At 58.4% G+C, this 23,188-nt stretch carries 17 protein-coding genes and 2 tRNA genes; 12 read left to right on the top strand and 7 right to left on the bottom strand.

Translation table 11 applies throughout. The features are described from left to right. Positions 1–176 precede the first annotated feature (176 nt). From IK083_09645 to IK083_09615, 7 genes are read left to right on the top strand one after another with little or no spacing between them, the layout of a single operon-like run. A complete protein-coding gene (locus IK083_09645; GenBank protein ID MBR4749814.1) occupies positions 177–623 on the top strand; it encodes a TrkA family potassium uptake protein in 447 nt (148 codons plus the stop codon). Beyond that, positions 620–1,297 (top strand): TrkA family potassium uptake protein, encoded by a 678-nt coding sequence (locus IK083_09640; GenBank protein ID MBR4749813.1) that lies wholly within the window; start codon positions 620–622, stop codon positions 1,295–1,297. The genes IK083_09645 and IK083_09640 overlap by 4 nt, the downstream gene beginning before the upstream one ends. Beyond that, positions 1,294–2,742 (top strand): Trk family potassium uptake protein, encoded by a 1,449-nt coding sequence (locus tag IK083_09635; protein MBR4749812.1) that lies wholly within the window; start codon positions 1,294–1,296, stop codon positions 2,740–2,742. The genes IK083_09640 and IK083_09635 overlap by 4 nt, the downstream gene beginning before the upstream one ends. After that, complete coding sequence (locus IK083_09630) at positions 2,723–3,412, top strand: TrkA family potassium uptake protein (GenBank protein ID MBR4749811.1); 690 nt, start codon at positions 2,723–2,725, stop codon at positions 3,410–3,412. The genes IK083_09635 and IK083_09630 overlap by 20 nt, the downstream gene beginning before the upstream one ends. Beyond that, entirely contained in the window at positions 3,412–5,304 is a 1,893-nt protein-coding gene (locus IK083_09625) for a hypothetical protein (GenBank protein MBR4749810.1), read from the top strand. The genes IK083_09630 and IK083_09625 overlap by 1 nt, the downstream gene beginning before the upstream one ends. 3 nt (positions 5,305–5,307) lie before the next feature. Next, positions 5,308–7,713, top strand: a complete 2,406-nt coding sequence (locus IK083_09620) for a cation:proton antiporter (protein ID MBR4749809.1) — start codon at positions 5,308–5,310, stop codon at positions 7,711–7,713. Position 7,714: 1 nt separating this feature from the next. Further along, positions 7,715–10,660 carry an alpha-galactosidase gene (locus IK083_09615; protein ID MBR4749808.1) on the top strand — a complete coding sequence of 982 codons (2,946 nt, stop codon included), beginning with the start codon at positions 7,715–7,717 and terminating at the stop codon, positions 10,658–10,660. 48 nt (positions 10,661–10,708) lie between these two features. Here the strand turns inward: IK083_09615 and IK083_09610 are convergent, their stop codons facing one another. Genes IK083_09610 through IK083_09600 form a run of 3 tightly spaced genes read right to left on the bottom strand, consistent with a single transcriptional unit; the run spans position 10,709 to position 13,917 of the window. After that, positions 10,709–11,722: a rod shape-determining protein gene (locus IK083_09610; GenBank protein MBR4749807.1), complete on the bottom strand. Its 1,014-nt coding sequence runs from the start codon at positions 11,720–11,722 to the stop codon at positions 10,709–10,711. Further along, the gene (gene murA / locus IK083_09605; protein MBR4749806.1) at positions 11,723–12,997 is read right to left on the bottom strand and encodes a UDP-N-acetylglucosamine 1-carboxyvinyltransferase; all 1,275 of its coding nucleotides are present in this window, start codon (positions 12,995–12,997) and stop codon (positions 11,723–11,725) included. Between the two features lie 2 nt (positions 12,998–12,999). Next, complete coding sequence (locus tag IK083_09600) at positions 13,000–13,917, bottom strand: hypothetical protein (protein MBR4749805.1); 918 nt, start codon at positions 13,915–13,917, stop codon at positions 13,000–13,002. A gap of 169 nt (positions 13,918–14,086) precedes the next feature. Between IK083_09600 and IK083_09595 the strand changes: the two genes are divergently transcribed. Both IK083_09595 and IK083_09590 read left to right on the top strand, forming a co-directional pair. Continuing rightward, positions 14,087–16,162 (top strand): family 20 glycosylhydrolase, encoded by a 2,076-nt coding sequence (locus IK083_09595; protein MBR4749804.1) that lies wholly within the window; start codon positions 14,087–14,089, stop codon positions 16,160–16,162. Positions 16,163–16,317: 155 nt separating this feature from the next. Further along, positions 16,318–18,663, top strand: coding sequence for a hypothetical protein (locus tag IK083_09590; GenBank protein ID MBR4749803.1), 2,346 nt, complete (start codon positions 16,318–16,320; stop codon positions 18,661–18,663). Between the two features lie 58 nt (positions 18,664–18,721). Here the strand turns inward: IK083_09590 and IK083_09585 are convergent, their stop codons facing one another. Further along, on the bottom strand, positions 18,722–20,380 hold the full coding sequence (locus IK083_09585; protein ID MBR4749802.1) for a carbon starvation protein A: 1,659 nt from the start codon (positions 20,378–20,380) through the stop codon (positions 18,722–18,724). Positions 20,381–20,555: 175 nt separating this feature from the next. Between IK083_09585 and IK083_09580 the strand changes: the two genes are divergently transcribed. From IK083_09580 to IK083_09570, 3 genes are all read left to right on the top strand, one after another. After that, positions 20,556–20,630, top strand: a tRNA-Val gene (locus IK083_09580). A gap of 9 nt (positions 20,631–20,639) precedes the next feature. Continuing rightward, a tRNA-Val gene (locus IK083_09575) sits at positions 20,640–20,714 on the top strand. Between the two features lie 106 nt (positions 20,715–20,820). Next, positions 20,821–21,399 carry a hypothetical protein gene (locus tag IK083_09570; protein ID MBR4749801.1) on the top strand — a complete coding sequence of 193 codons (579 nt, stop codon included), beginning with the start codon at positions 20,821–20,823 and terminating at the stop codon, positions 21,397–21,399. On the opposite strand, the gene IK083_09565 is transcribed toward IK083_09570, so the two are convergent. The 3 genes from IK083_09565 to IK083_09555 all read right to left on the bottom strand — a co-directional run bounded on the left by IK083_09565 (position 21,299) and on the right by IK083_09555 (position 22,939). Next, positions 21,299–21,868, bottom strand: coding sequence for a hypothetical protein (locus IK083_09565; GenBank protein ID MBR4749800.1), 570 nt, complete (start codon positions 21,866–21,868; stop codon positions 21,299–21,301). The two genes, IK083_09570 and IK083_09565, sit on opposite strands and share 101 nt — an antisense overlap. Positions 21,869–21,933: 65 nt before the next feature. Continuing rightward, a complete protein-coding gene (locus IK083_09560; protein ID MBR4749799.1) occupies positions 21,934–22,131 on the bottom strand; it encodes a hypothetical protein in 198 nt (65 codons plus the stop codon). After that, a complete protein-coding gene (locus IK083_09555; protein ID MBR4749798.1) occupies positions 22,103–22,939 on the bottom strand; it encodes a hypothetical protein in 837 nt (278 codons plus the stop codon). The genes IK083_09560 and IK083_09555 overlap by 29 nt, the downstream gene beginning before the upstream one ends. Positions 22,940–23,188 lie beyond the last annotated feature (249 nt).

The following is a 23,188-nucleotide window of genomic DNA, read 5'->3' as shown; positions in this document are numbered from 1 at the left end:
TGTACCTGAAATCGTGATGTATTAGGGCCCCTGCGGCAGCTGCGGCCGCAAAACACCCTATTATAATTTTACCATATTTTGCCTGTGAGGGTAAAGTGAATTTGCTTTTCGGGCCGTATATGGTATAATAAAATAAGTGGCATTACAAAAATCATTTTAGGCAAAGGATCAGCTTCATGAACGTGGTTATACTGGGCTGCGGCAGGATGGGCGCCAATACGGCTCTCCTCATGCGCCGCAACGGACACAACGTGACGGTGATAGACAAGGACGCCGCCTCCGCCAGACGCCTCGGCAGCGAGGACATGGGGGACAACTTCATAGTAGGCAACGGTCTGGAGATAGAGGTGCTGGAAAGGGCGGGGCTGGACAAGGCAGACGCCTTTGTGGCCACCACCAACTATGACAACAGAAATATCATGAGCAGCATGCTGGCCAAAGAGCATTTCAACGTGCCCATGGTCATAGCCCGTTTTTATGACTCGGAGAGGGCGGAGATCTTTTCCGGGCTGGGCATCAAGACCATCTGCGTCACCAGTCTGGGCTCCGGCATAGCTCAGGACTTCATCCTGGGCAGAGGCCTTCGCAGCATTGACGAATATCTGTCGGGAGCCCGGAAATGAGGACCAGCAAATTCATCCTGATCATTGGCGGCGGCAAGATAGGCTCCTATCTGGCCAGAGAGCTCTATTCCCAGGGCAACGAGATAGTCCTCATAGAGAGGGAAAAGTCCGTGATAGGCAGTCTGGAGCGCAATACGGGCTACAGCATAGTCCACGGAGACGGCTGCGAGCTGGGCGTCCTGCGGGAAGCGGGCATAGAGAGAGCCGACGTGGTGGTGGCCACCACGGGCTACGACGAGGACAACTACGTGGTGTGCACCATAGCCAAGCAGAAGTTCGGCGTCCCCAGGACCGTCAGCCGCCTGAGAGACCCCAAGAACGAGGAGCTCTTCAAGAGAGCCGGCATAGACCAGACCGTGTCCTCCACCCGTATCATCTTCAACATGCTGGAAAAGCAGATAGAGTCCAGCCCCATGATACCGGTGACCGCCCTGCAGAACGGCAACATAGAGGTGGTGCAGATAGACATAGAGGAAGACTCGCCGGCAAAGGGAGTCTCCATCATAGACCTGGGGCTGCCCAAGGGGGTGCTCATCATATCCATCCTCCGCAACGACACCTCCGTCATACCTCAGGCCGCCACCGTCTTTGAGGAGCACGACACTGTGCTGATACTCATGCCCGGGACCCTGAAGGCCGACGTGAGCAGATTCTTTATCAGGGAGAGACTGTGAGAGTGATACCGGATCTCACCAAGCTCAGGCTGCCCGTCAGAAAGGCTGTGTCCCGGCGGGCCAGACACATCAGAAACACGGCTGCGGTGATCACCTTCAGCTTCATAGCTGTGATCGCCGTGGGCACCTTTTTGCTGAGTCTTCCCGTGAGCAGGCTTGACGGGGCGTCGGATCTGATCAACTCCGCCTTTACCTCCACCAGCGCCGTGTGCATCACGGGCCTGACGGTGCACGACACCTCCCTGACCTACACCTTTTTCGGCCAGCTGGTGATACTGCTCCTGGTGCAGATAGGCGGTCTGGGATATATGACCGTGGCCGTGGCCATGGCCGTGCTCATGGGCAAACGGCTGGGCATAGCCTCTGCCGTGCATATCATGCAGTCCAACGGGGAGACCCATCTGGCAGGCATGGCCGACCTGGCCAAAAACACTGTGCTCTACACCCTGTCCATAGAGGGAATGGGGGCCATCCTGTATTTCGTGCGATTTGCCGGCATGCCGGAGCTGGGCCTTTCCTTCCGGTCTGTGTGGTACGCCGTGTTTCACTCGGTGATGAGCTTCTGCAACGCAGGCTTTGACCTGATGGGCGTCCTCTACGGCAAGGGCTCGGGCCTATCCCATTTTTGCGGAGACGTCTATTTTTGTCTGGTGCTTTCGTCTCTGGTGTTCGTGGGAGGGCTGGGCTACGCCGTGTGCGCCGACCTGGCCAGGACCGCTGCCTCGGAGGGCCCCTTCAGGCTGTTTTCCGCCGCTGCCAGACGCAAGCACAGCACCCACACCGTGATAGCGGTGAACACCACTCTCATACTCGTAGCCCTGGGGACCGTGCTCATACTGGCCTGCGAGCATGCCGACGCCTTTGCCGGCATGCCCCTGTGGCGCAAGTTCATCATGTCCGTCAGCGAGTCCGTGACCTGCAGGACGGCGGGCTTTACCACCATGAACACCTCGGCTCTGCCGGCCATCTGCCTGCACCTCCTGGGGCCTCTGATGCTCATAGGAGGCTGTCCCGTGAGTACCGGCGGCGGCATCAAGACCACCACAGTGGCTGTGCTCTACGCCGCCCTCAAAAGCGCTCTGGGGGGCAAGCCCGACGTGGAGATATGTTCCCGCAGGGTGCCCGGCAAATACCTGAACCGGGCCATAGCCGTGACGGCTCTGGGCATACTGATGGTGCTGGGAGTCACGGTGCTCCTGTCATACACCGAGTCCTCCTCCGTGTGCTCCGACCTGACCCGGCTGCAGTTCGAGGTCATCAGCGCCGTAGGCACAGTGGGACTCAGCACGGGTATATCGGCTCAGCTGTCCCCCTGGGGCAAGCTGATATTGATGATCGCTATGTTTATCGGAAGGATCGGTTCCATTACCTTTTTCAACATAGTAGTGTTTACCGACAAAAAATTAATGAGAAGGTTGCCTGAAGATGATATCGTTATCGGATAAGAATGAACAGCAGCGCAGGACCGGCAACAAGAGCTTTTTGATCCTGGGCATGGGCTATTTCGGAGCGGAGCTGGCCCGCCAGCTCTACGAGCTGGGCGCCGACGTGGTGGGCGTGGACTCGGACCCTCAGATAGTGGCCCGTATGGCCGACCACGTCACCCAGGCCATAGAGATGAACCCCGCCGACGAGCAGGCGCTGGCCTCTCTCGGAGTGGCGGATTTTGACGTGTGCGTCATAGCCAGAGGCTCCAATCTGGAGGACAGCGTGTCCATCGCCATCACCCTGAAGGAGCTGAAGGCCAAAAGGATCATAGGCAGGACCGTCCGGCGCAAGCACGCGGAGATCCTCTCCAAGCTGGGAGTGGACCAGACCGTGTTTCCCGAGATAGAGATAGCCGACCACATGGCCGAAAAGCTGGTGAAGCCCAAGATAGACGACAAGATGACCCTGTCCAACGGCTACGCCGTGGAGGCCCTGATGGTCTCCGACAGGTATCGGGGGCTCACGGTGGAGGCCTTTGTGAAGAAGATGCCCGCCGGCGTCAGCCTGCTGGCGCTGCAGCGGGGGGACGAGGTCATCGCCCTGCCCGACGGCGCTGCCGTGCTGGAGGAGACCGACCGCATCATAGTCTGCGGCAAGGGGCTCAGACTGGGCGAGCTGGAACGCTGATGCCTGCCTTTGACTGGGCGGGCTGCTCCCGCAGAAAGGAGCCCTTTCTCCTGGCGGACGGTGACCGCCTGCGCAGGACCCTGGACCGGCTGGAGCTGGTGAGATACGGGGATATGCTGAGGCATATCGCCCGCCTTGCCGAAGAGGACACCGGGGCTCTCTTCAATCCGGACTGCATCGCTCTGGATATAGACAAGAAACACGCCCCCCGCTCCTACGGTCTCATGAGCCTGAAGACCAGGCTCTTCGCCATCAGCGCCATGATGCTCCTCACCGGGGACCGCAAATACGTGGAGCTGGCGGAGGAAGCCATGGAGAGCTTTTTGGCGGAGCCGGTCTTTGCCGGTGGCCGGGGAGTCTCTTTCGGAGTGGCTTCGCCGGAGACGGCGGCGGTGGTGAAGGGGCTGTCCGTGCTGGCGGACACCTTCGGCGCCCACGGGGATCCGGAGCTCATAGACAAGGTCAAAAGATATCTCTGCGCCGTGTCCCAGAGGCTCTGCGAGATACTGTCCGGGCCCTCCGAAGAGGCGGGAGCGGACAGGGACGTAGTGTGCGATATAGCCGTCTCGCTGTGTATGTCCGCCATGCTGCTGTCGGATTATGACGTCCGGAGCAGCCGCTGGTTCGACGCCGCAGCAAAGCATATCCTGGACTATCTGGACACTATCCCTCCCGACGGGAGCCATATGAGAGGCGTGATACGGTGGCAATACGTCATGGGGAGCATATGCCTCTTCATCAACGCCCTCTACTCCTTTTCCGGCATAGACCACCGGCAGCATCCGGCTCTGGCCCGGTCCCGCAGGTTCGCCATAGATCTGGCGGCCCCGCTGGCCGGAGAGATCAACATCATGGAGGACGACGTGAAGCTGTCCATAGGCAGGCAGCTCTACGGCTTTGCCTCCAGGGCTCTGGCGGTGTGGTTTGCAGACCCCCTCATAGGCTGGGGCATCTCCCGGGAAAGGATGCCCGGCAGATGGGCCCAGCCGGAAGAGATATTCTTTATGGACTATCCAGCCGGCGCGGCTGCCCCCAGGGGCCGGAGCGTCATATATCCCTTTGCGGGCTTTGCGGTCCTCAGGAGCGGCTACGACAGGAACGACATGCTCATCAGCCTCAAAAGCACCCGCTCCGTGGCCACCCCCTACGGCGACCGCTACTGCACCCAGAACGACATACAGCTGTTTCTGGGGAGCTCCAACATGCTGATCAACAACGGCATCGCCTGGTCGCAGCAGCCCAACTTTTTTGACAGATACAGGAGCGAGACGGCCCACAATTCCATATATCACGAAGGCGTCAACGTGGTCAGCGAGACGGAGGGCACCATCACAGGCTTTCATGCCGGCGAGCTGGCGGACCTGGTCACCGCCCGGGCTGTGTATGACTGCAACGGAGAAGAGCTGCCCTTTTACCGCAGCATAGCCTTTGTCAAGCCGGACATCATAGTGATGTATGACAATATCCAGAGTCCCGCCGCCGGCTGCATCCAGTGGCTGTGGCACGGCAACGGCCGGTTTTATGTCAACAGTCTGGACCCGGTCCAGGGCTTTTCTCTGGTGGAGTCGGCTCCGGAGCCCAGGACCCTGAGGGTGCATCTCTTCAAGCCGGCTTCCTGGAGCTATTCCATCGGCACCGGCTATCTGCTGGAGGACTGGGTCACCGGTCACGAAAGCACCCACAGCGTATTGACGGTCAGGGAAGCCTACAGGACCAGCCACAGGCTGCTGGCGGTGCTGACGGGCAGCGACGACGCCATGGACCGCTGCCGCCTCGACGAACAGAATAAGACTCTGTCGGTCTCTGCGCCGGAGGGAGTATGTGTGCTCGACTATTCCGGCGACACCCTGCAGGCGCAGGCTGCCGGAGACGTCCCCCAACAAGGAGAGTGATCTATGCCTCATGAACTGAGTTTGCTGATGCCTATGGTGTTCCTGATACTGGCCCTGATAGGCATGAGCTTTGTCACCCAGAAATTCAAGCAGCCCATGCTGGTAGGCTATATCCTGGTGGGCCTCATCATCAACCTGCTGGGTATAGACGACCGTATAGACACGGAGCAGTTCAAGGAGCTGTCCGACTTCGGACTGACTCTGCTGCTGTTTATCGTGGGGCTCAAGCTGGACGTGGGCGTGCTGAAGAGCATGGGCAACGCCATGAAGATAGGCACCCTGCAGGTGCTCATCACGGCTCTGGCAGGCTACGGCATGGCTCTGCTGATGGGCTTCAAGCCCATAGGCTCCATCTATATAGGCATGGGCCTGGCTTTTTCGTCCACCATAGTCATCATCAAGGTGCTGTCGGACAAAAAGGAGATCGACTCCCTGCCCGGCAGGATAGACCTGGGCATACTCATCATCCAGGACATCATCGCCGTGGTCTTTATGATAGTGATGAATTCCATATTCGTGAAGTCCGACGACTCCTTCGGGATGAGGATGCTGAAGCTGGCGGGCAACGGCGCCGTGCTGGCGGGCATGATATTCATCCTGTCAAAATGGATACTTCCCAGGACCCTGAAGATCATAGCCAAGTCCAAGGAGTTCCTGATGATCATCAGCATGGGCCTGGCCATACTCTTTGCAGGCTTTTGCGAGGTGGCGGGCTTCGGCATGGAGGTGGGCGCCTTTCTGGCGGGCATCACCCTGGCCGGCTTCAAGGAGTACCGCTACACCATCAGTTCTCTGCTCACGGGTATCAGGGACTTTATGCTGGTGTTTTTCTTCATCATCATAGGCCTGGATTTTGACGACAAGAACATACTGGACACTCTCACCGGCGCCTTCTCTGTGGTCATATTCGTCACGGTGATCAAGCCCTACATAGTGATGCTCATCATGAACGTCATGGGCTACAAAAAGCGCACCGGCTTTTTGTCCGGCATCAATCTGGCGCAGATCAGTGAGTTTTCACTGATACTTACCACCTTTGGCATAGGGCTGGGGCATCTGCATCAGGACGCCACCAGTCTCATGGTGCTGACCCTCATCACCACCTGTCTCAGCTCCTCGTATCTCATGAACTATTCCTCCAGACTCTACGAGGCCCTGAACAAATCCATCGACGCCCTGACGGGCCGGCATGAAGGCGCCAAAAAGCGCGCCACTGAGGATATGGACACCGACGAGGAGACCGTGTCCGGATATCACGCCGTGATCATAGGCGCCGGCGGCTTTGGCTCCACCCTGTCGGACATCCTCTCCGAATACGGAAAGAAGCTGCTGGAGGTGGACTTTGACCCTATGGTGGTGTCGGAGCGCCGCAATCTGGGCAAGAACATCATCTACGGAGATGCGGAAAGCCCCGGCTTCGTGTCCCAGCTGAAGCTCACCAACGTAAAGTGGGTCATATCCACCATCCATGACGTCACCGCCGTCCGGCATATGCAGATAGCCCTGGCCAACGCCGGCTTCAAGGGAGTATTTGCCACGGCCTGCGACCTGGATGACATGGAGGAGATGAAGTCGCTCAAGAACGTGGATCTGGTTTTTGATCCCAATTATGACGCAGCGAAGGAGGCTGTAAACCTTATGTACGAAACAGAAATGAAGCAAAAGGCCGAAAAGATACAGAAGGCAGTGGACGGGACCAGCGACCACTATATCATCTGCGGCTACGGCCGCATGGGACGGCAGATCGCCAGGGATCTGGGAGCGGAGGGAGTGCCCTTTGTGATAATAGAGAGCAACCCCGACCATTTTGAGGAGATAGAAGATCAGCGCCTGCTCTACGTCAAGGGCAACGCCTCCTCCGACAAGGCTCTGGAGCTGGCGGGCATCTCCCGGGCAAAGGGCCTCATAGCGGTGTATCCCAGCGACGAGGAAAACGTGTTCATAGTGCTCACCGCCCGGAATCTGAACCCCTCTCTGGACATAGTCGCCCGCAGCATAGAGGCGGAGAACGCCGACAAGCTGAAGAGGGCAGGGGCCAACAAGGTCATATCCCCCTATCTGTTCGGCGGGAGAAAGATGGCCGCCGCCATCCTGCGGCCCACAGTGTTTGATTTCAACGAGCTCACCTACCACGGCAACTCCTTTGACATCCTGTTCGAAGAGTTTACCATAGCCGAAAACAGCGCTCTGGTGGGCAAGACCATCCGGGAGTCCAACTTCCGGGGCGAGTTCCACGTCACCATAGTGGCGGTCAGACATCCGGACGGCGAGATGGTGGCCAATCCGGATATGGACACCAAGTTCCAGGCGGGGGACAAGCTGGTGGTCATCTGCAACGGAGACCAGCTGCACAAGATGAAGTCTTCGCCCGACTTTGTGGAATCTCTCCCTTCGGAGGAACAGGCCTGACATGTCTTTTCTGCTCCACGATCTCCCGGTCACCATCATAGCGGCGCTCTGGCTGGCGGCTCTGGCCTGCGTCGTCTCGGCCCGCTCCTTTACTGAGACCTACGGCGACTTTGACGCCCGCAGAGCCTGGGAGGACAAGGTTTTTGCAGCTCCTGCGCCGCCCGTGTCCTTTTTGGTGGACGGCAAGCCCTCGGAAGAGCTCCGGTGGATATGCGGCAGGGAAAAGACCCGCACCCTGACGGACTATGCTGCCTCCGGCTCTCCGGCGACCCGTCTGGTGACGGAGATAGGCTACACTTCTCCTGAATGCGGCCTGCTGGTATCCGTCCGGCTCACCGGGTATCCGGGCTATCCCCTGACGGAATACGAGGCGGAGATCATCAATATATCCGGCCGGACCTCACCCCGCATCAGCGCCGTCAAGGCCTTTGCCGGCAATATCGCCTCCTTTGGGAAGGGGACCGTCCACTACAACCGCGGCAGCGCCGCCTTTCCGCCTCTGCCTCAGGAATATCAGCCCCTGAAGGCGGAGCTGGACTCCGACCATCCTTTTTGCATAGAGGTGGACAGGGGACTTCCCACCGCCGGCTATCTGCCCTTTGTGAACCTGAACGGCGGGAAAAAGGGCGTGATCGCGGCTCTGGACTGGCAGGGCAGCTGGATGATACTGCTGAGAGCCCGGAAGGGCATCGAGCTCCTGATGGGTCAGCGAATGACCGACCTGGCTCTGCTGCCCGGCGAGAGGCTGAAGGTGCCCGGGGCCGTGCTCCTCTTTTATAAGGGCGGAGACCGGCAGGCGGGGCAGAATCTGTGGCGCCGCTGGATCATCGAGCACAATTTCCTCAGGAACACGGGCAGAAGGGACTTCAGGGAAAACGTGTTTGTCTGCTCCGACCTCACGGGCTATGACAAGGATATGGAGTGCATCGACAATCCCCTGATGGACGAGATAGGCAGGCTCTACAACGCCACCTACGAGTTTGACTACGCCGGCGCCTACGGCTGGTTTGGTATGGGGAACATGACTCCCGGCGCCACCGGCAACTGGAGCATCGACGAAAAATACGCAGACGGCAAGCTGCGGGCCCTGGCGGACAGGCTGAGGGAAAAAAACATAGGCTTTTGCCTGTGGCTGGAGCCGGAAAGGTGCTACAAGGGCACCGAGGCCGCGGAAGCCCTGGGCGAGGACAACGTGATATACACCGTCGCCACCGGGGAGCTGGCGGACCCCGCTCTGGGGCTGGTGGACTACGGCAAACCCGCCGTACAGAAATATATCCTGCGCCTGCTGGACAGTCTGGTCAAGGAGCAGGCCATGACCGTATATCGTCAGGACTACAATATCTGGAACGAGCCCTTCTGGTCCGCCAGGGACAAGACAGAGGCTGAGCGTCTGGGTATCCCCCGGACCGGCATGACGGAAAACAGGGCTGCCGCAGGTTATATCGCTACCTGGACCGCTCTGGAAGAAAGGAATCCGGGGCTGGTGTTCGACTCCTGCGCCGGCGGAGGCAGGCGCAACGACCTGTCCACCCTGCGCTTTTCCTTTATGCACACCAAAAGCGACTACTGGGGGCCTGCCATCAGTCAGCAGTGTCAGGTCTTCGGCGCTCTCTCCTGGTACGTGATGGTGGGCACAGGCTTTCAGGACATTGCCAGCCTGTACGACGTGCGCAGCAGGCCTACCCTGTCCATAGGCGTAGGGGCTCCCGATATCACAGAGGAGACCATGGCGGCCCTGAAGGAATGGAAGAGCCTGCACACATACATGTACAAGGATTTTTATCAGCTGACCCCCTACAGTCTGGACAGGGAAAAGAACCTGGCCATGGAATTCAACGACTACGAAAACAGAGAGGGGATGATACTCGCCTATCTGCGAATGGGGGGAGCCGACCGCATATATCCCCTGGGGCTGGACCCGGGAGCTGTGTACACCTTTTATGACAGGGACTACAGGGACCGGACCCTGAGACGCATGACGGGCAGAGAGGCCATGACAAAGGGCGTGCTGGTGGCCCGGGGCTATGAAGAGTCGGCGGTGGTGCTGGAATACAAGGCGGAGGAGGGGCCTGCGGAGCCCTTTGACGAAGCCGCCCTGCTGCAGTTTTTCGGTGCCGAAGAGCGGCCTCAGGCCAGGGTCATACCGGCCGACGAACAAGAGCTGGCCAAGGCTCCGGCGCTGAAGGGCATGGAAGCAAGATACGTGATGCCCGACGGCATCTCCTCCGGCGGCATCTACGCCGTGGGCAAGGAGCTGTATGACCTGCTCCCCTTTGAGGAAGGCTCGGAGGAGCCGGATTGGAGTCCTCTGGACGTCCAGAGGCTGGGCCTGTATCTGGACCCACAGTACGGCTCATTGCCTCTGATATTCTGGAGCGGAGGAGGCTTTCCCATGTCCGCCTATGCAGGACGCAGGGGAGACAGATATTTCATCTGGCTCCGGGATTCCTTTGGTCTGGGCGACCCCGACGGGGCCTGGAAAAACGACACACGCAGGTTTGTCATATTCACTCCCGGCGGGGAGGATATCCGGTCCGACGAATTCACCTTTTGCTCCAACGAATTCGGCAAAGAGCCTGCAAGGGAGATACAGTTTGCCTGCTACGATACGGACAAAAAGGGCACCGTCTATCTGCTGTCGGACAGGCTCTTCGGGGAGCTGGCGGGGGACGGAGAAGGCCCTGTGGAAAAGGGTATCCGCTGGCGGAGCGTGAAAGAGGGCGTGACTCTGATGAAGGAGGGCGACGTCACCCTATGGGTGGGAGAAAAGGACGGAGCCAAATACCTCTACGCCCAAAACTCCATGTCTCTGGCCATGAGCGAAAGGGTGAGGCTGTATTATCACGACAGGGGCAGGGGTATATATACCTACACCATCTTTTATCTCTATGGCAGGCAGCACAGGGCAGGGGGAGGCATTCTCCCCGAGAACGTGAAGCTGTAGCCGGCCACACAAAAAATACGGGACTGCAAGAGCTGCAGTCCCTTTGTTTTATTCGTTGCCGGCCGAGATGAATTTGGTGCGGATCATATCCAGCATGTCCAGCGCCTTGCCGCAGCCCAGAGCCACGGCCTTCAGGGGCTCTGGAGACCGGATGACCTTGACTCCGGTCTTTTGGGTGACCAGAGTGTCAAAGCCTCTGATGAGGGTGGTGCCTCCCGTGATCACTATGCCGGTCTTGAGGATGTCGGAGCACAGGTCAGGAGGCGTCTGCTCCAGTATGCTCTTGATCTTGGCGCATATGCGCTCCAGATGGGGCAGCAGCACTTCCCTGATCTCGGCGGAGGTGACGGTCTGAGACTTGGGGTTGCCGTCTATGAGGTCTCTGCCGCTGACGGTCATGGTCAGCTCCTTGTCCAGAGGCACGGCGCTGCCTATCTGTATCTTGATCTCCTCGGCCATGGGGTCGCCTATGAGCAGGCTGTAGCGGTTCTTGACGTATTTCTTGATGAATTCGTCAAATTTGACGCCGCCCATGCGGTCGGAGTCCGACAGCACTATGCCGTTCATGGACAGCACCGCTATATCCGTGGTGCCGCCTCCTATGTCTATGATCATGGCGCCGCCGGGCTTGTCTATGTTGAGGCCCGAGCCCAGAGCCGCCGCCCAGGGCTCCTCCACCACTATGGCTTCCCGGGCGCCGCTTTCAAGGGCGGCCAGCCTCACGGCTCTTTTTTCCACCTGAGTGATGCGGCTGGGAACAGCGGCCACCACTATGGGCTTGAACACCCGTATCCTGCAGATCTCTCTGATGATGTATTCCAGCATCTGCCGGGTGGTGGTGTAGTCGGATATGACCCCGTCCTTCAGGGGGCGGGTGGTGATGACGTTCTGGGGGGTGCGGCCGATCATGCCCTGGGCCTCGAGGCCTATGGCTATGATCCTGCCCGTGGAGGTGTTTTTGGCCACCACGGAGGGCTCGTTCAGCACGATGCCCTTGTTCTTCTGATATACCAGTATGTTGGCAGTCCCCAGGTCGATGCCTATTTCCGGAGTAAGACCCACTTAATCCTCCTCTATGATCTCCGCCCTGGCGGAGAGCCCGGTCAGCTTGCCGGTCAGGTTCTCATAGCCCCGGTAGATGTGCTCCGTCCTGTGTATCCTGGACTCGCCTTCGGAGGCCAGAGCCGCCGCTATGAGGGCCGTGCCGCCCCGCAGGTCCGGGGACTTGATGTCTGTGCCCGCCAGCCTGTCAACGCCCGTGACCATGCACACCTGCTCCGAATTGCGCTTGACGTTGACGCCCAGACGCTTCAGCTCGTCTATGAACTTGAATCTGTCCACGAAGATGGTGTCGGTGATGACGCTGGTGCCTTCCGCCACTGACATGAGAGTCAGGAAGGCCGGCATCAGGTCGGTGGGAAAGCCGGGGAAGGGGCTGGTGAATATATCCGTGGGAGACGGACGATGGTCCATGAATATGCGCAGGTCCGACTTTTGCATGTCCCCGGTGAGCTCGATACCCACGCCCGCGTCCTTCATCTTCAGGAGAAAGCTCATCATATGGGAGGGTATCACGTCTCTGATGAGTATGTCGCCCCGGGTGATGGCTCCGAATACGGCAAAGGTGCCCGCCTCTATGCGGTCGAAGGCTATGGGATACTCGGTGCCCCGGAGCTCTCTGACGCCCTCTATCTCAATGACCTTCCTGGAGACCCGGATATTGGCTCCCAGAGCCTTGAGGAAGGAGGCCAGCTCCATCACGTCCGGGTCTATGGAGGAGTTGATGATCACGGTCCTGCCTTCCGCCAGGCAGGCTGCCGTCATGATCTGCTCCGTGGCGCCGACGCTGTCCTTGTCCAGGAATATACTGGCGCCCTTGAGACCCGTGTGATTGACCTCGATGGAGGACTGCTTGTCCGTGACGTTGGCCGAGAGCTTCTTGAGGCCCGCTATGTGATAGTCTATGGGCCTTTCGCCCAGATTGCAGCCTCCGGGACGGCTGATGGTGGCCTCTCCGCATCTGGCCAGCACAGGCCCCAGCACGTTGAAGGACGCCCGCATCTTGCTGACGAACTTGTAGTCCGTGTGGGTGTTGGGTATGTGGGTGGCGTCTATATGGAGAGTGCCCTTGTCGTATTGGCAATAGACTCCCAGGGACCTGATGACCTCGGTCATGGTGTGGACGTCGCTGATGTCCGGCACGTTGGTCAGTGTGACGGGCCCCTTTGCCAGCAGGGAGCCTGCCATGATGGCCAGACAAGAGTTCTTGCTGCCGCTGATGCGGACAGAGCCTGTGAGCCTCTGTCCGCCAGTCACTTTTATGATCTTGTTCGGCATGATCACCAATCCATGCTGCTGTTTTTCTTCAGGAACTCCATGGTGGTATCGAAGTCGGGGATGCCCGCTCTGCCTCCTGCCTTGGTGCACTTCAGGCCTGCTACGGCGCTGGCAAAATCGCAGCACCGGTCCAGGCTGTAGCCTATGGAATAGGCGTAGGTGAAGGCGCCGTGGAAGGTGTCGCCCGCGCCGTTGGTGTCCACCGCCTTGACCTTGTAGGCGTTGCCCTTCTTGACGGTGGAGCCGTCGGAATAGATCCAGCCCTCGCTGCCCAGGGTGACTATGGCTATCTTGATGCCCATGCCGTGCATGACCTCCAGAGCCTTCTCGGGATGGTCGGCGCAGCCCAGCTCGCCGGGATAATAGCTGGGAGCTATGAGGATGTCGGTGTTCTTCACCAGAGCCATATTGGCCTCGGAGGGCTTCAGGTCGGCTATGACGGTGACTCCCTTTTTGCGGGCGTAGTCCGACGCCAGCACCGGCAGATGGGGATAAAAGTCGTCTATGAGAAGAGCGCTGGCCCCGTCTATGACCGAAAAGTCAAACATGCCGTCGGGGATGCTCATTTTGGCTATGGCGCTGGCAGGCCTGTGGAAGATAGTCCTGTCCGCGTTCTCGGGATTGATGTATATATAGCTGAAGGCCGAGTTGGCGTCGGGGATGCAGGGGATGCGGCAGTCTATGCCTTCCGCCCGGAGCTCCTTGACTATGTCTCCGCCGGTGGCGTCGTCGCCGATGAAGGAGTAGAGGGTCACCTCGCCTCCCAGCCTGGCCGAGGCTACCATGGCGGTGGCCACAGGGCCGCCGCCCTGCTGGTAATTGTCGGTGCACAGGGACATATCGCCCCAGTCGCACTGAGGGCCGACTACAAAATAATCCATACAGGCAAGACCTGCTCCTGCGATAACGGGTTTATTCATACTATACCTCTGAAAGATAAACTAATATTTCATATATACATAATTATTATATCACATCATCCTGCCGGTTTTCCACAAAAAAAGGCCCCCTTTTTCTGCCCGTAGCGCTGTTGACAGCAGGCAAAAAAGGACACTATAATATAGTGGACATCAAAAACGGGAGGACGTTATGATCAGGATCACCGCAGCGCTGCTGCTGCTCATGCTCAGCGTGACGATATATGCAAAAGGAGGCGAAAAAATGATCACCGATCCGGCGAGGATCGCCCGGGAGCTGGACAAGGCTCAAATATATATACTGCCCCAGCCCAGAGAGATCTGCTGGGAAAAGGGAACGGCCGACATCAGGAAGCAAAAGGGCATCCTGCTGTATGGCGACGTGAAAAACGGCAGGCTCCTGGAGGAGTTCCGGACCAAGCTGTCCGAGAGGGACGGGGTCACGATGCCCACAGCCGACAAGGGCAGGGGAGGCTCCGCCATATCCCTGTATCTGCTGGAGGGGCCGGGGACCGGGTGTCCCGCGGATTACGAGGCCCTGAAGGCCGGGGGAGAGGGGGCCTACGAGGTCTCCGCAGGCCCCGATGGCATCATGGGGGCTGCCTGCACGGAGACGGGGCTCTATTACGCTATGGAGACCATAGTCCAGATGTTTGCCTTCAAGCCGGAGATCAGAGCCCTGCGGATCAAGGACCGGCCGGCCCTCAAATACAGAGGCATGATGTATGACATCAGCCGGGGGCAGATGCTGAAGCCGGAGACTCTCCGGCGGCTCATAGGCATTTTTGCTCTGGCCAAAAGCAACGTGACCGAGCTGTATCTGGAGGACATGCTGAAATTTGAGAAGTATCCGGACATAGCTCCCGAGGACGCCTTTACCCGGGAGGAGTATCTGGAGCTCTCCCGATACGCCGGGCAATACGGCATGGAGATACACCCCATGATGCAGGTGCTGGGCCACATGGAACGCATCGCCTCCCGGGGTGATTATAAAAAATATATGGTCCCCATGCCCGAGGGAGGCGCCGAGGGCCATCCCTGGACCCAGACCATCGACGTCCGGGATCCGAAGGCGGTGGAATTCGTGTGCGATCTGCTGGACGAGGTGTGCCGGGCGTTCCCGGGCAGGTATATCAACGTGGACGTGACGGAGATAGCCGACTACGGCTTTGTGGCCTCGGGCACTCCCGCGGAGGAGCTGCCGGGCCTGATGGCGGACTATATCAACACCCTGAACAAGGTGTGCAACAGGCACGGCATGTCCCTGTGCATAGCCCAGAGCCAGCTCAGGGCGGAGGGCCATCTCAACGGTCTGGCCAAGACACTGGACCGGCTGGACGGGGACATAGCGGTGGGCAGCTATTATACCTCCGAGTTTTACGGCGGCTGGGACTATGACTACCCGCTGCTCCAGAAGAGCGGTCGCTCTTTCTGGGTCATGCCCTGGCTGTCCAGCCACACCAGATTCATGCCGGACGTGACCTTTTCCATGGACTTTACCGACGTCACCATGGAACGGGGCATGCCCTACGGGGCCGAGGGCAGTATCACCTGCGACTGGGGCGACTACGGCCACATACATCTGCCGGGAGTGCTGATATATCCCTCCATGTATCACTTCGCCGCCTGCTGGAACGGCTGCAAGGTGGACAGGGATTATTTTGACAAGGCCTTCTCGCTGGTGGTGTTCGGCTCCAAGAACGACACCCTCTGCAAGGGCATCGTCACCACCGGCAACGTGAATCAGGTGCCCGTGGAAAGGCTGGACGAGGACAACAACGTGTTTTCCCGCAGCAATTATATGACCGGCAACTACAATCTGGGACATCATTTCATGGAGATATTCGGGGATATACTGGACAACGACTTCATGTCCGGGATCGCCAATCCCCGGGCCCGGGCAGAGAAGGTCGCCGCGCTGGCGGCGGAGGGGGAGAAGCTGATGGGCTCCGCAGACGGGGATATCAGGTTCAACCGGGACTTCTACGAAGAGATCCTCTGGTCGGCCCGGCCCTATGCCCTCATTGCCGAGCGGATGCTCCTGAGAGACAAAAAGCTGACGGGAGCCCTGAGCCCGGCTGACTTTGCCGCGGGTCTCAGGGAAATGGCCGGGCGCTACAAGGCCCTGAGAGAGGACTATATGTCCCTCTACTCCCGCTCCTGCAGGGACAGCGTCCAGTACAGGGGCAATACGGCCCAGATGCAGAGCGCCATCGACGCCGCTCTGGAGCTGGCGGACAAACAATAGGATGTCAAAAAAGGAGCTGGCGGCGGCCCTGACTGCCGCAATAGTGATCGCATTGATCCTGGCGGCGGTATGGGCCGCAGGCAGCGGCCGGGTGATATGGCTGTAAGAGGCCGGCGCAGGCAGGGGCCCGCCCCGGGCGGGAAAAGGAGAAAGCCGTGAAAAGAGTATATGAGGACAAGTATCTGGAGCACATAGCCTTTCCTCTGGGAGGCATGGGAGCGGGCATGATATGCATAGAGGGCACCGGAGCCTTTGGCTCCGTGTCCCTGAGGCACAGGCCCGACCTGTTCAACGAGCCCTATATGTATGCCGCTCTGGCTGTCAAGGGGCAGGGGGCCAGGCTGCTGGAGGGCCCGGTGCAGGAGCGCAAGATATGGGGCGCCTCCGTCCGGGGCTTTCTGGGCGCCGGCAACGGCATGCCGGGCAAGAGCTACGGGCTGCCCCGGTTCAGAAAATGCCGGTTCTCCTCCCGCTTTCCGTTTGCCACCGTGGAGCTGGAGGACCACACGGTCCCTCTCGTCTGCTCCGCGGAGGCCTTTTCTCCCTTTGTCCCCGGGAATGAGGACGATTCGTCCCTGCCCTGCGCGGCGGTGACCTACCGCTTTGAGAACAGGGGGACCGATCCCGTGGAAGCCGTGTTCTATTTTGCGGCCCTGCAGTTCATGGGCGCGGAAGGCGGCGGGGACAGACTCTATGTGAGGCGGAGGGACCGGGGCTTCGTGTTTGAGCAGGAGGACACGGGGGTCCGGGGCAGCGCCGGGGCCTTTTGCGCCGGGTGCGACGCCGAGGCCTGTGTGGACACAGAGCTGTACAGAGGCACCTGGCTGGCGGGACAGGATACCATGACCATGCTGTGGAACTGCATCTCTGCCGGGGAGACTCCGGACAGGCGGGCGGAGGACGACAGGTCCCCCGGAGCCCTGATATCTGCGCCCTTTGCGCTGGAGCCCGGGGAAAAGCGCAGCATCACCCTGCGGCTGTGCTGGTACGTGCCGGAGTCGGACCTGCGGGAAGGAGAAGGGGAGGACTGCTACGCTCCCTGGTATGCCGGCAGGTTCAGCAGCATATACGAGGCCGCGGAGGACTTTGAAGCCCGCTGGAGCTATCTCCTCGAGGAGTCGAGAGCCTTTGCCGACGCCTTTTGCTCCGGCTCCCTGCCGGAGCCGGTCCTGGAGGCGGCGGAGGCCAATCTGTCCATCCTCAAATCTCCCACGGTGCTCAGGCAGAAGGACGGCAGATTCTGGGGCTGGGAGGGGGTGTGCGACACCTTCGGCAGCTGCTACGGCTCCTGCACCCACGTGTGGAACTACGCTCAGGCCCTGTGCGACCTGTTCCCCCGTCTGGAAAGGAGCTTGAGAGAGACGGAGTATGGTGAAGACCAGGACGAGAAGGGACATCAGCAGTTTCGGACGCTGCTGCCCATCAGGCCCAACGCCCACAACTATCCCCCCGCTGCCGACGGACAGCCCGGCGGCATCATGAAGCTGTATAGGGAGTGGCGCATATCCGGCGATACGGACTGGCTCCGGTCCCTGTGGCCCCGGGCCAAAAGCAGCATGGACTACTGCATAGGCCAGTGGGACCCGGAGGAACAGGGGGTCCCGCGGGAGCCCCATCACAACACCTACGACATAGAGTTCTGGGGACCCGATCCCATGTGCAGCTCCTTTTATCTGGGGGCTCTGAAGGCCATGAGCGTCATGGCGGAGGCTCTGGGAGAAGACGGCTCCCGGTATGAAGACCTGTACCGGAAGGGCAGGACCTTTATGGAGACGGAGCTGTGGAACGGCGAATACTTTTTCCAGCAGACGGAGTGGAAGAAGCTCCGGGCCGTGTTTGACCCGGCGGGGGACCCCCTGCTGGAGAGGATGGGGCCCAAGTACCAGCTGGGCAGCGGCTGCCTGTCTGACGGGGTCTGCGGCGCCTGGCTGGCCAAGCGGTGCGGACTGGGAGACATACTGGACAGAGAGAAGACCCTGGGCCATCTGGAGAGCGTGTATCGCCGCAACCTCCGGAAAGAGCTGTGGGACCACGCCAATCCCCAGAGGTCCGGCTATGCTCTGGGCAAGGACGGAGGGCTCCTGCTCTGCTCCTGGCCCCGGGGCGGCAAGCCGGAGATACCCTTTCCTTACTCCGACGAGGTGTGGACCGGTATAGAGTACCAGACCGCCGGGCACCTGGCCTCATTGGGCAGGAAAAAGGAGGCCCTGGAGATAGTGGCGACAGCCCGCAAGAGATACGACGGCGCAAGGCGGAACCCCTATGACGAATACGAATGCGGCCACTGGTACGCCCGGGCCCTGGCTTCCTGGGGGCTGCTGTGGGCCTTCAGCGGAGTGTCCTATGACGCCGTCAGCCGCACCCTGTATCACGGGAGCGAGGACGCAGATGTGTTTGTGTGCGCGGCGGGCGGCTACGGCATAGCCCGGATAAGAGACGGCAAATGCAGTCTGGAAGTCGTGAGGGGCAGCATACCGGTCAGGGAATACGTGAGAGTGTGACCGGCCTGCCGGCAGCAAAAAAGCCCTCCCGTTGGGGAGGGCCTTGCTGTTTTTGGACCTATTCCTCTGTTTGGGGGGCAAAGAGCTTTCTGATGCCGGACACGGCTACTATGACGCCCAGTATAAAGAGAGCTATTGCTATCACTACCTGCAGTATGTCGCCGAACATCAGGTTGCCTTCGCGCCGGGTGATGACCGTGATCACCAGCATGGTGAGGGTGACTGCCAGCATCAGGAACATGGGGACCCACAGATAGGCGCCTCTGCGCTTGGTGCGTTTGAGATACACGGCGCAGGCTATGAGGGCCAGAGCCGACAGCAGCTGGTTGGCGCTGCCGAAGAGGGGCCAGATATTGGCATAGCCCACCTTGGCCAGCGAATAGGCAAATACCAGAGTGACCAGGGTGGCAAAGTATTTGTTCACCGCCAGGGCCCGGAGCCCCTTGATGTCGCTGTCTGCGATGGAGGAGTCCAGAAACATCTCCTGCCAGGACAGGCGTCCGATCCTGGCCACCGAGTCCAGGCTGGTCAGGGCAAAGGCCGACACCGCCAGGGTCAGCAGGGTGTAGGACAGGGAGGCGGGCAGGCCTATGTCGGTCAGGAAGCCGGATATGGAGTTGGCAAAGACCACGGTGGGAGTGCCTGCGCCGGCCAGAGTCTGGGTGGTATAGCAGGCGCCCACGGCCACTATGGAAATGACTGCCAGCAGGCATTCCATCATCATGGCGCCGTAGGAGATGGGCAGCATGTGCCTTTCGTTTTGCACCTGCTTGGAGGCGGTGCCTGAGGCTACCAGAGCGTGGAAGCCCGATACGGCTCCGCAGGCCACCGTGACGAACAGATATGGAAAGATGGTCTGACCGTTCACCTGCCAGCCCGCAAAGCCGGTGAGCTGCATGGTGGGATTGGCCACGATGATGCCTCCCGCTGCCAGCAGGATCATGGCTACCAGCAGATAGCTGTTCAGATAGTCTCGGGGCTGCAAGAGGGCCCACACGGGGGTGACGGAGGCTATGGCTATGTATATGAAGGTGATGATGTGCCAGGTGTTGGTGTCCAGATAGACGGGCAGCAGCATACCCAGAGCCACGGACAGCACCAGAAACAGCACCGTGATCACCGTGTTCAGGGCAGTGGACAATTTGCCGGATCTGAGGATAAAGCCCAGGGCCACGGCCAGGAATATGAACAATACGCTGGTCATGGACACCTGACCGCCGGCCAGATTGGCCTCGGGGGTGCCTCCCACGCCGTTGAAGGTCTTGGCCACAATGTCCGCAAAGGCGGCGGTCACCAGTATGCTGAACAGCCAGGTAAAGGCCAGAAACAGCTTTTTGCCCAGCTTGCCAATGTAGAGCTCGATGATGTAGCCGATGGAGCGCCCCTTGTTTTTCACGGAGGCGTACATGGCGGCAAAGTCCTGCACTCCGCCTATGAACACTCCGCCGATGAATATCCACAGGAGCACCGGCAGCCAGCCGAACATGGCCGCCTGGATGGGGCCGTTGATGGGGCCTGCCCCGGCTATGGAGGCAAACTGATGTCCGAATACCACGCCCGGAGCGCCGGGAACGTAGTCAACGCCGTCGTTTTCCGTGTAGGCCGGAGTCTTGGCGCCGGGATCGATGCCCCACTTGTTGGCAAGATGACGGCCGTAGAGCAGATAGCCGGCTCCCAGTACGACGATGGCAATGAGAATGATCACAAGACCGCTCATATACTGTAGTCCTTTCGCATGAATAATAATACCATACTATATTATACCACTTTTTCACGGGATTCACAGGGCCCCGGCGGGGAGCCCTCCCGGAGCTTTTGAGAAAAAAACGGGGAATAACCTCCCCGCTTCTTTACAAAGCGGCGATAATGTGGTATAATAGACTTGACACCGCGGGTTGTTGGCGCAGGGGGAGCGCGCTTCCTTGACACGGAAGAGGTCACTGGTTCAAATCCAGTACAACCCACCACCCAAGCACGGGCTGTTAGCGCAGCGGGAGCGCGCTTCCTTCACACGGAAGAGGTCACTGGTTCAAATCCAGTACAGCCCACCAGACGCCTCTCTTGTCCTGTGGGACAGCAGAGGCTTTTTTTGTCTCCGGGACTAATCATCGACTCGATCTCCAGGAGCTATTGTCAACTGTCCCAGGAGCTTATGCTATGACAAGACTCGAAAATGAACTCTGTTCTGCTGAGATCTCTGTTGAAGAAGCATCCGGTCCCGTTGCGGATCTCAGCAGCATATACGATATCGTCCTCGATCCCCACGGTATTTCGAGGGATCCGGACCGGAGAGTCATGTCCGTCCGCATCAGACTTAAGGACAGAGAATACACCGTCGCTCTTGTCGCAGATAAGTATTTCGACCATGACAGAAACTGCGCGGCGCTGCGGGGTGATGTCATGACCATTCTTCAGTGCTGCGGGGTCACTCAGATCGACGTGGCTTCGGGGCGTATCCTTCGGACAATGGCTTTTGCAGATCAGGCAAGCAAGTTCGGGATCTTTTCGGTAAATGGCGGATATCTGATCCACGGTGAGCTCGACATCCTTATGCTGAATGAAGAGCTGGAAGAGGTCTGGAGCTTTAGCGGACGGGATATTTTTGTGTCGGTGACCGGTAAAAAAGAATTCGAGATCAAAGAAGACCGGATATGCCTGTATGATTTTGAAGACGATTATTATGAAATAGATTTTCACGGGCAGTTGATAAGGTCTGTAATGCAAGACAGAAGATGATCTCCGGGCGTCTGCCCATAGGCTTTTGTTTTTTCTCCGCAGCGATCCTGTTGCATCCCATTTCGACGCTCTCGGCGTGCTCTGCTATGGCTACCACCTGGCTGTACAATCTCTCGGAGGGCTCCGGAGGGACAGCGCCGCCGCCGGCAGACCCTTCGGGGATCGCCACGGGGACAAAGTTGGTGGTGTATCTCTGCTCCGAGCTTTCGGCGCCCCGGGTGCCGTAAAGAGCGATGCCGAAGCGCTTATACGCCAGCGCGGCAGCCGGTATGGGCGCGGACCCGTCTGTTACCACGGAATAATACACCCCGCCCTCGGTCTTGAAGGCAGCGGCAAGGCCGAAGCCGTCCCAGTCGCCGCCCAGTCTGTCTATGATCACCGAGTCCACCCCGGCGCTGCCGGTGGCCATGGGCTCCACCGAGACGCACTGCGCCAGGTGTCCGTCAACTTTGATTCTGATTACTGCCATATTTTTTCCTTGTCAATAAAAACCCCCGCCCTCACAATGAGAGCGGGGTGTGTCCCGTATTTTGGTCAGTCATCTTCGCCGGCGAGCTTAATGCCTTCTTTTTTGATAACAGCGTATATTTCCGGCCATGCAGATGATTCTTTTTTTTCTTTCACAAAAGCAGGGTCGGTTTCTAATCTATGAATATATTCCGCCCGTTTTTTCAAAAGTAGTTTACGGTTGTATTCAAATCCATCATTTATGGTTATCGTTTTCTTGTTCATAATAGACACTCCACTTTACCCCAACAGGTTCTTCTAATAGCTTTTGCTTGATATAACTAATAGCGTTTTCCGGCCGTGTAAACTCTGCGTTATTTACAATACTCTTAAACAAGCTTTCATCAAACCCATCAAGCTTGGTAAGAATTTCTATCCTTCTACAAGTGTTCGTTATCAAGGAAAAATTTTTAACGCTATTAGATTCAGTAAACACTCTAAAATCATCCGGAGAAAACGATGAACCGTTAGGGTGATTGTGCAACACATAAATTGTCGACTCAGAGGTGCAAATGGTAACAGAATTCTCATCACCATAAAACGATTCGTGAAAATCAGCATTTTTGTTCAGGGTAAATGCGACTTCATTTGAGTTGTTAAAGGCTTCTGATTCTTTAACAAGATCTTTGAAATGCGCCCACACTTTCGTTTTTGTGCTGTCGTCCCATCCTTCAGGCATTTCTTCTTTTGGTATCTTGATGTCGTCGATTTTATCGGCGTTCTCTGCTTTTATATATATTTTAGTAAGAGCAAGACCTTTTATTAGACTCTCGACAAACAAAGAGTGTTCCCGCTGGTCATCCAGCGTATGAACGCCGCTTTTTAGTTCTTCTGCATAATATTTCGTAACGGAAGAAGTTTTGCCTTTCCTTGCCTCTTTTATCTGCTCATCATCCCTCGCCGACATTTGTTCATTGTCTTTTTCCGGGTTATTTGCCCAAACAGTGTTGTTTGCTTTCGCGGGTGCAGGCGCTTTCCCGTCCTTCAGCGGGGATATCCCCAGCGTCGGGCCGTAGGTGTCATTGGGCTTCACCGCCGGGATGTCCTCCCACTTCAGCTTGTCTTCCTTCCACAGCTCGTAGCGCTTCGGTCCCAGGACCCGCTTCTGCTCCTCCTCGGACAGCCTCTCTTTGAACCGCTCCTCGCTGCCTTAACCCCGCCGGAAAATGTGAAATTTTCCGGCGGGGACCCCGATATGCCCGGATGATAGATTACGGGGTCCCCGCGAAAAAAAGTTTTCGTGGGGTTAGGGTGACCGGGATCATGGTGCAGCGGCCGTTGG

This window comes from Abditibacteriota bacterium (assembly GCA_017552965.1).
Lineage (GTDB): Bacteria > Armatimonadota > UBA5829 > UBA5829 > UBA5829 > RGIG7931.
The sequence above is the reverse complement of the archived record's forward strand: the minus strand, read 5'-3'. Positions and strand labels throughout refer to the sequence as shown.

Excerpts from the sequence above, each read along its gene's own strand:
- IK083_09595 (MBR4749804.1), top strand. The coding sequence starts at position 14,087 with ATGATCAGGATCACCGCAGCGCTGCTGCTGCTCATGCTCAGCGTGACG.
- IK083_09630 (MBR4749811.1), top strand. The coding sequence starts at position 2,723 with ATGATATCGTTATCGGATAAGAATGAACAGCAGCGCAGGACCGGCAAC.
- IK083_09625 (MBR4749810.1), top strand. The coding sequence starts at position 3,412 with ATGCCTGCCTTTGACTGGGCGGGCTGCTCCCGCAGAAAGGAGCCCTTT.
- IK083_09560 (MBR4749799.1), bottom strand. The coding sequence starts at position 22,131 with ATGAACAAGAAAACGATAACCATAAATGATGGATTTGAATACAACCGT.
- IK083_09620 (MBR4749809.1), top strand. The coding sequence starts at position 5,308 with ATGCCTCATGAACTGAGTTTGCTGATGCCTATGGTGTTCCTGATACTG.
- murA (MBR4749806.1), bottom strand. The coding sequence starts at position 12,997 with ATGCCGAACAAGATCATAAAAGTGACTGGCGGACAGAGGCTCACAGGC.
- IK083_09640 (MBR4749813.1), top strand. The coding sequence starts at position 620 with ATGAGGACCAGCAAATTCATCCTGATCATTGGCGGCGGCAAGATAGGC.
- IK083_09585 (MBR4749802.1), bottom strand. The coding sequence starts at position 20,380 with ATGAGCGGTCTTGTGATCATTCTCATTGCCATCGTCGTACTGGGAGCC.
- IK083_09645 (MBR4749814.1), top strand. The coding sequence starts at position 177 with ATGAACGTGGTTATACTGGGCTGCGGCAGGATGGGCGCCAATACGGCT.
- IK083_09615 (MBR4749808.1), top strand. The coding sequence starts at position 7,715 with ATGTCTTTTCTGCTCCACGATCTCCCGGTCACCATCATAGCGGCGCTC.
- IK083_09600 (MBR4749805.1), bottom strand. The coding sequence starts at position 13,917 with ATGAATAAACCCGTTATCGCAGGAGCAGGTCTTGCCTGTATGGATTAT.
- IK083_09565 (MBR4749800.1), bottom strand. The coding sequence starts at position 21,868 with ATGGCAGTAATCAGAATCAAAGTTGACGGACACCTGGCGCAGTGCGTC.
- IK083_09570 (MBR4749801.1), top strand. The coding sequence starts at position 20,821 with ATGACAAGACTCGAAAATGAACTCTGTTCTGCTGAGATCTCTGTTGAA.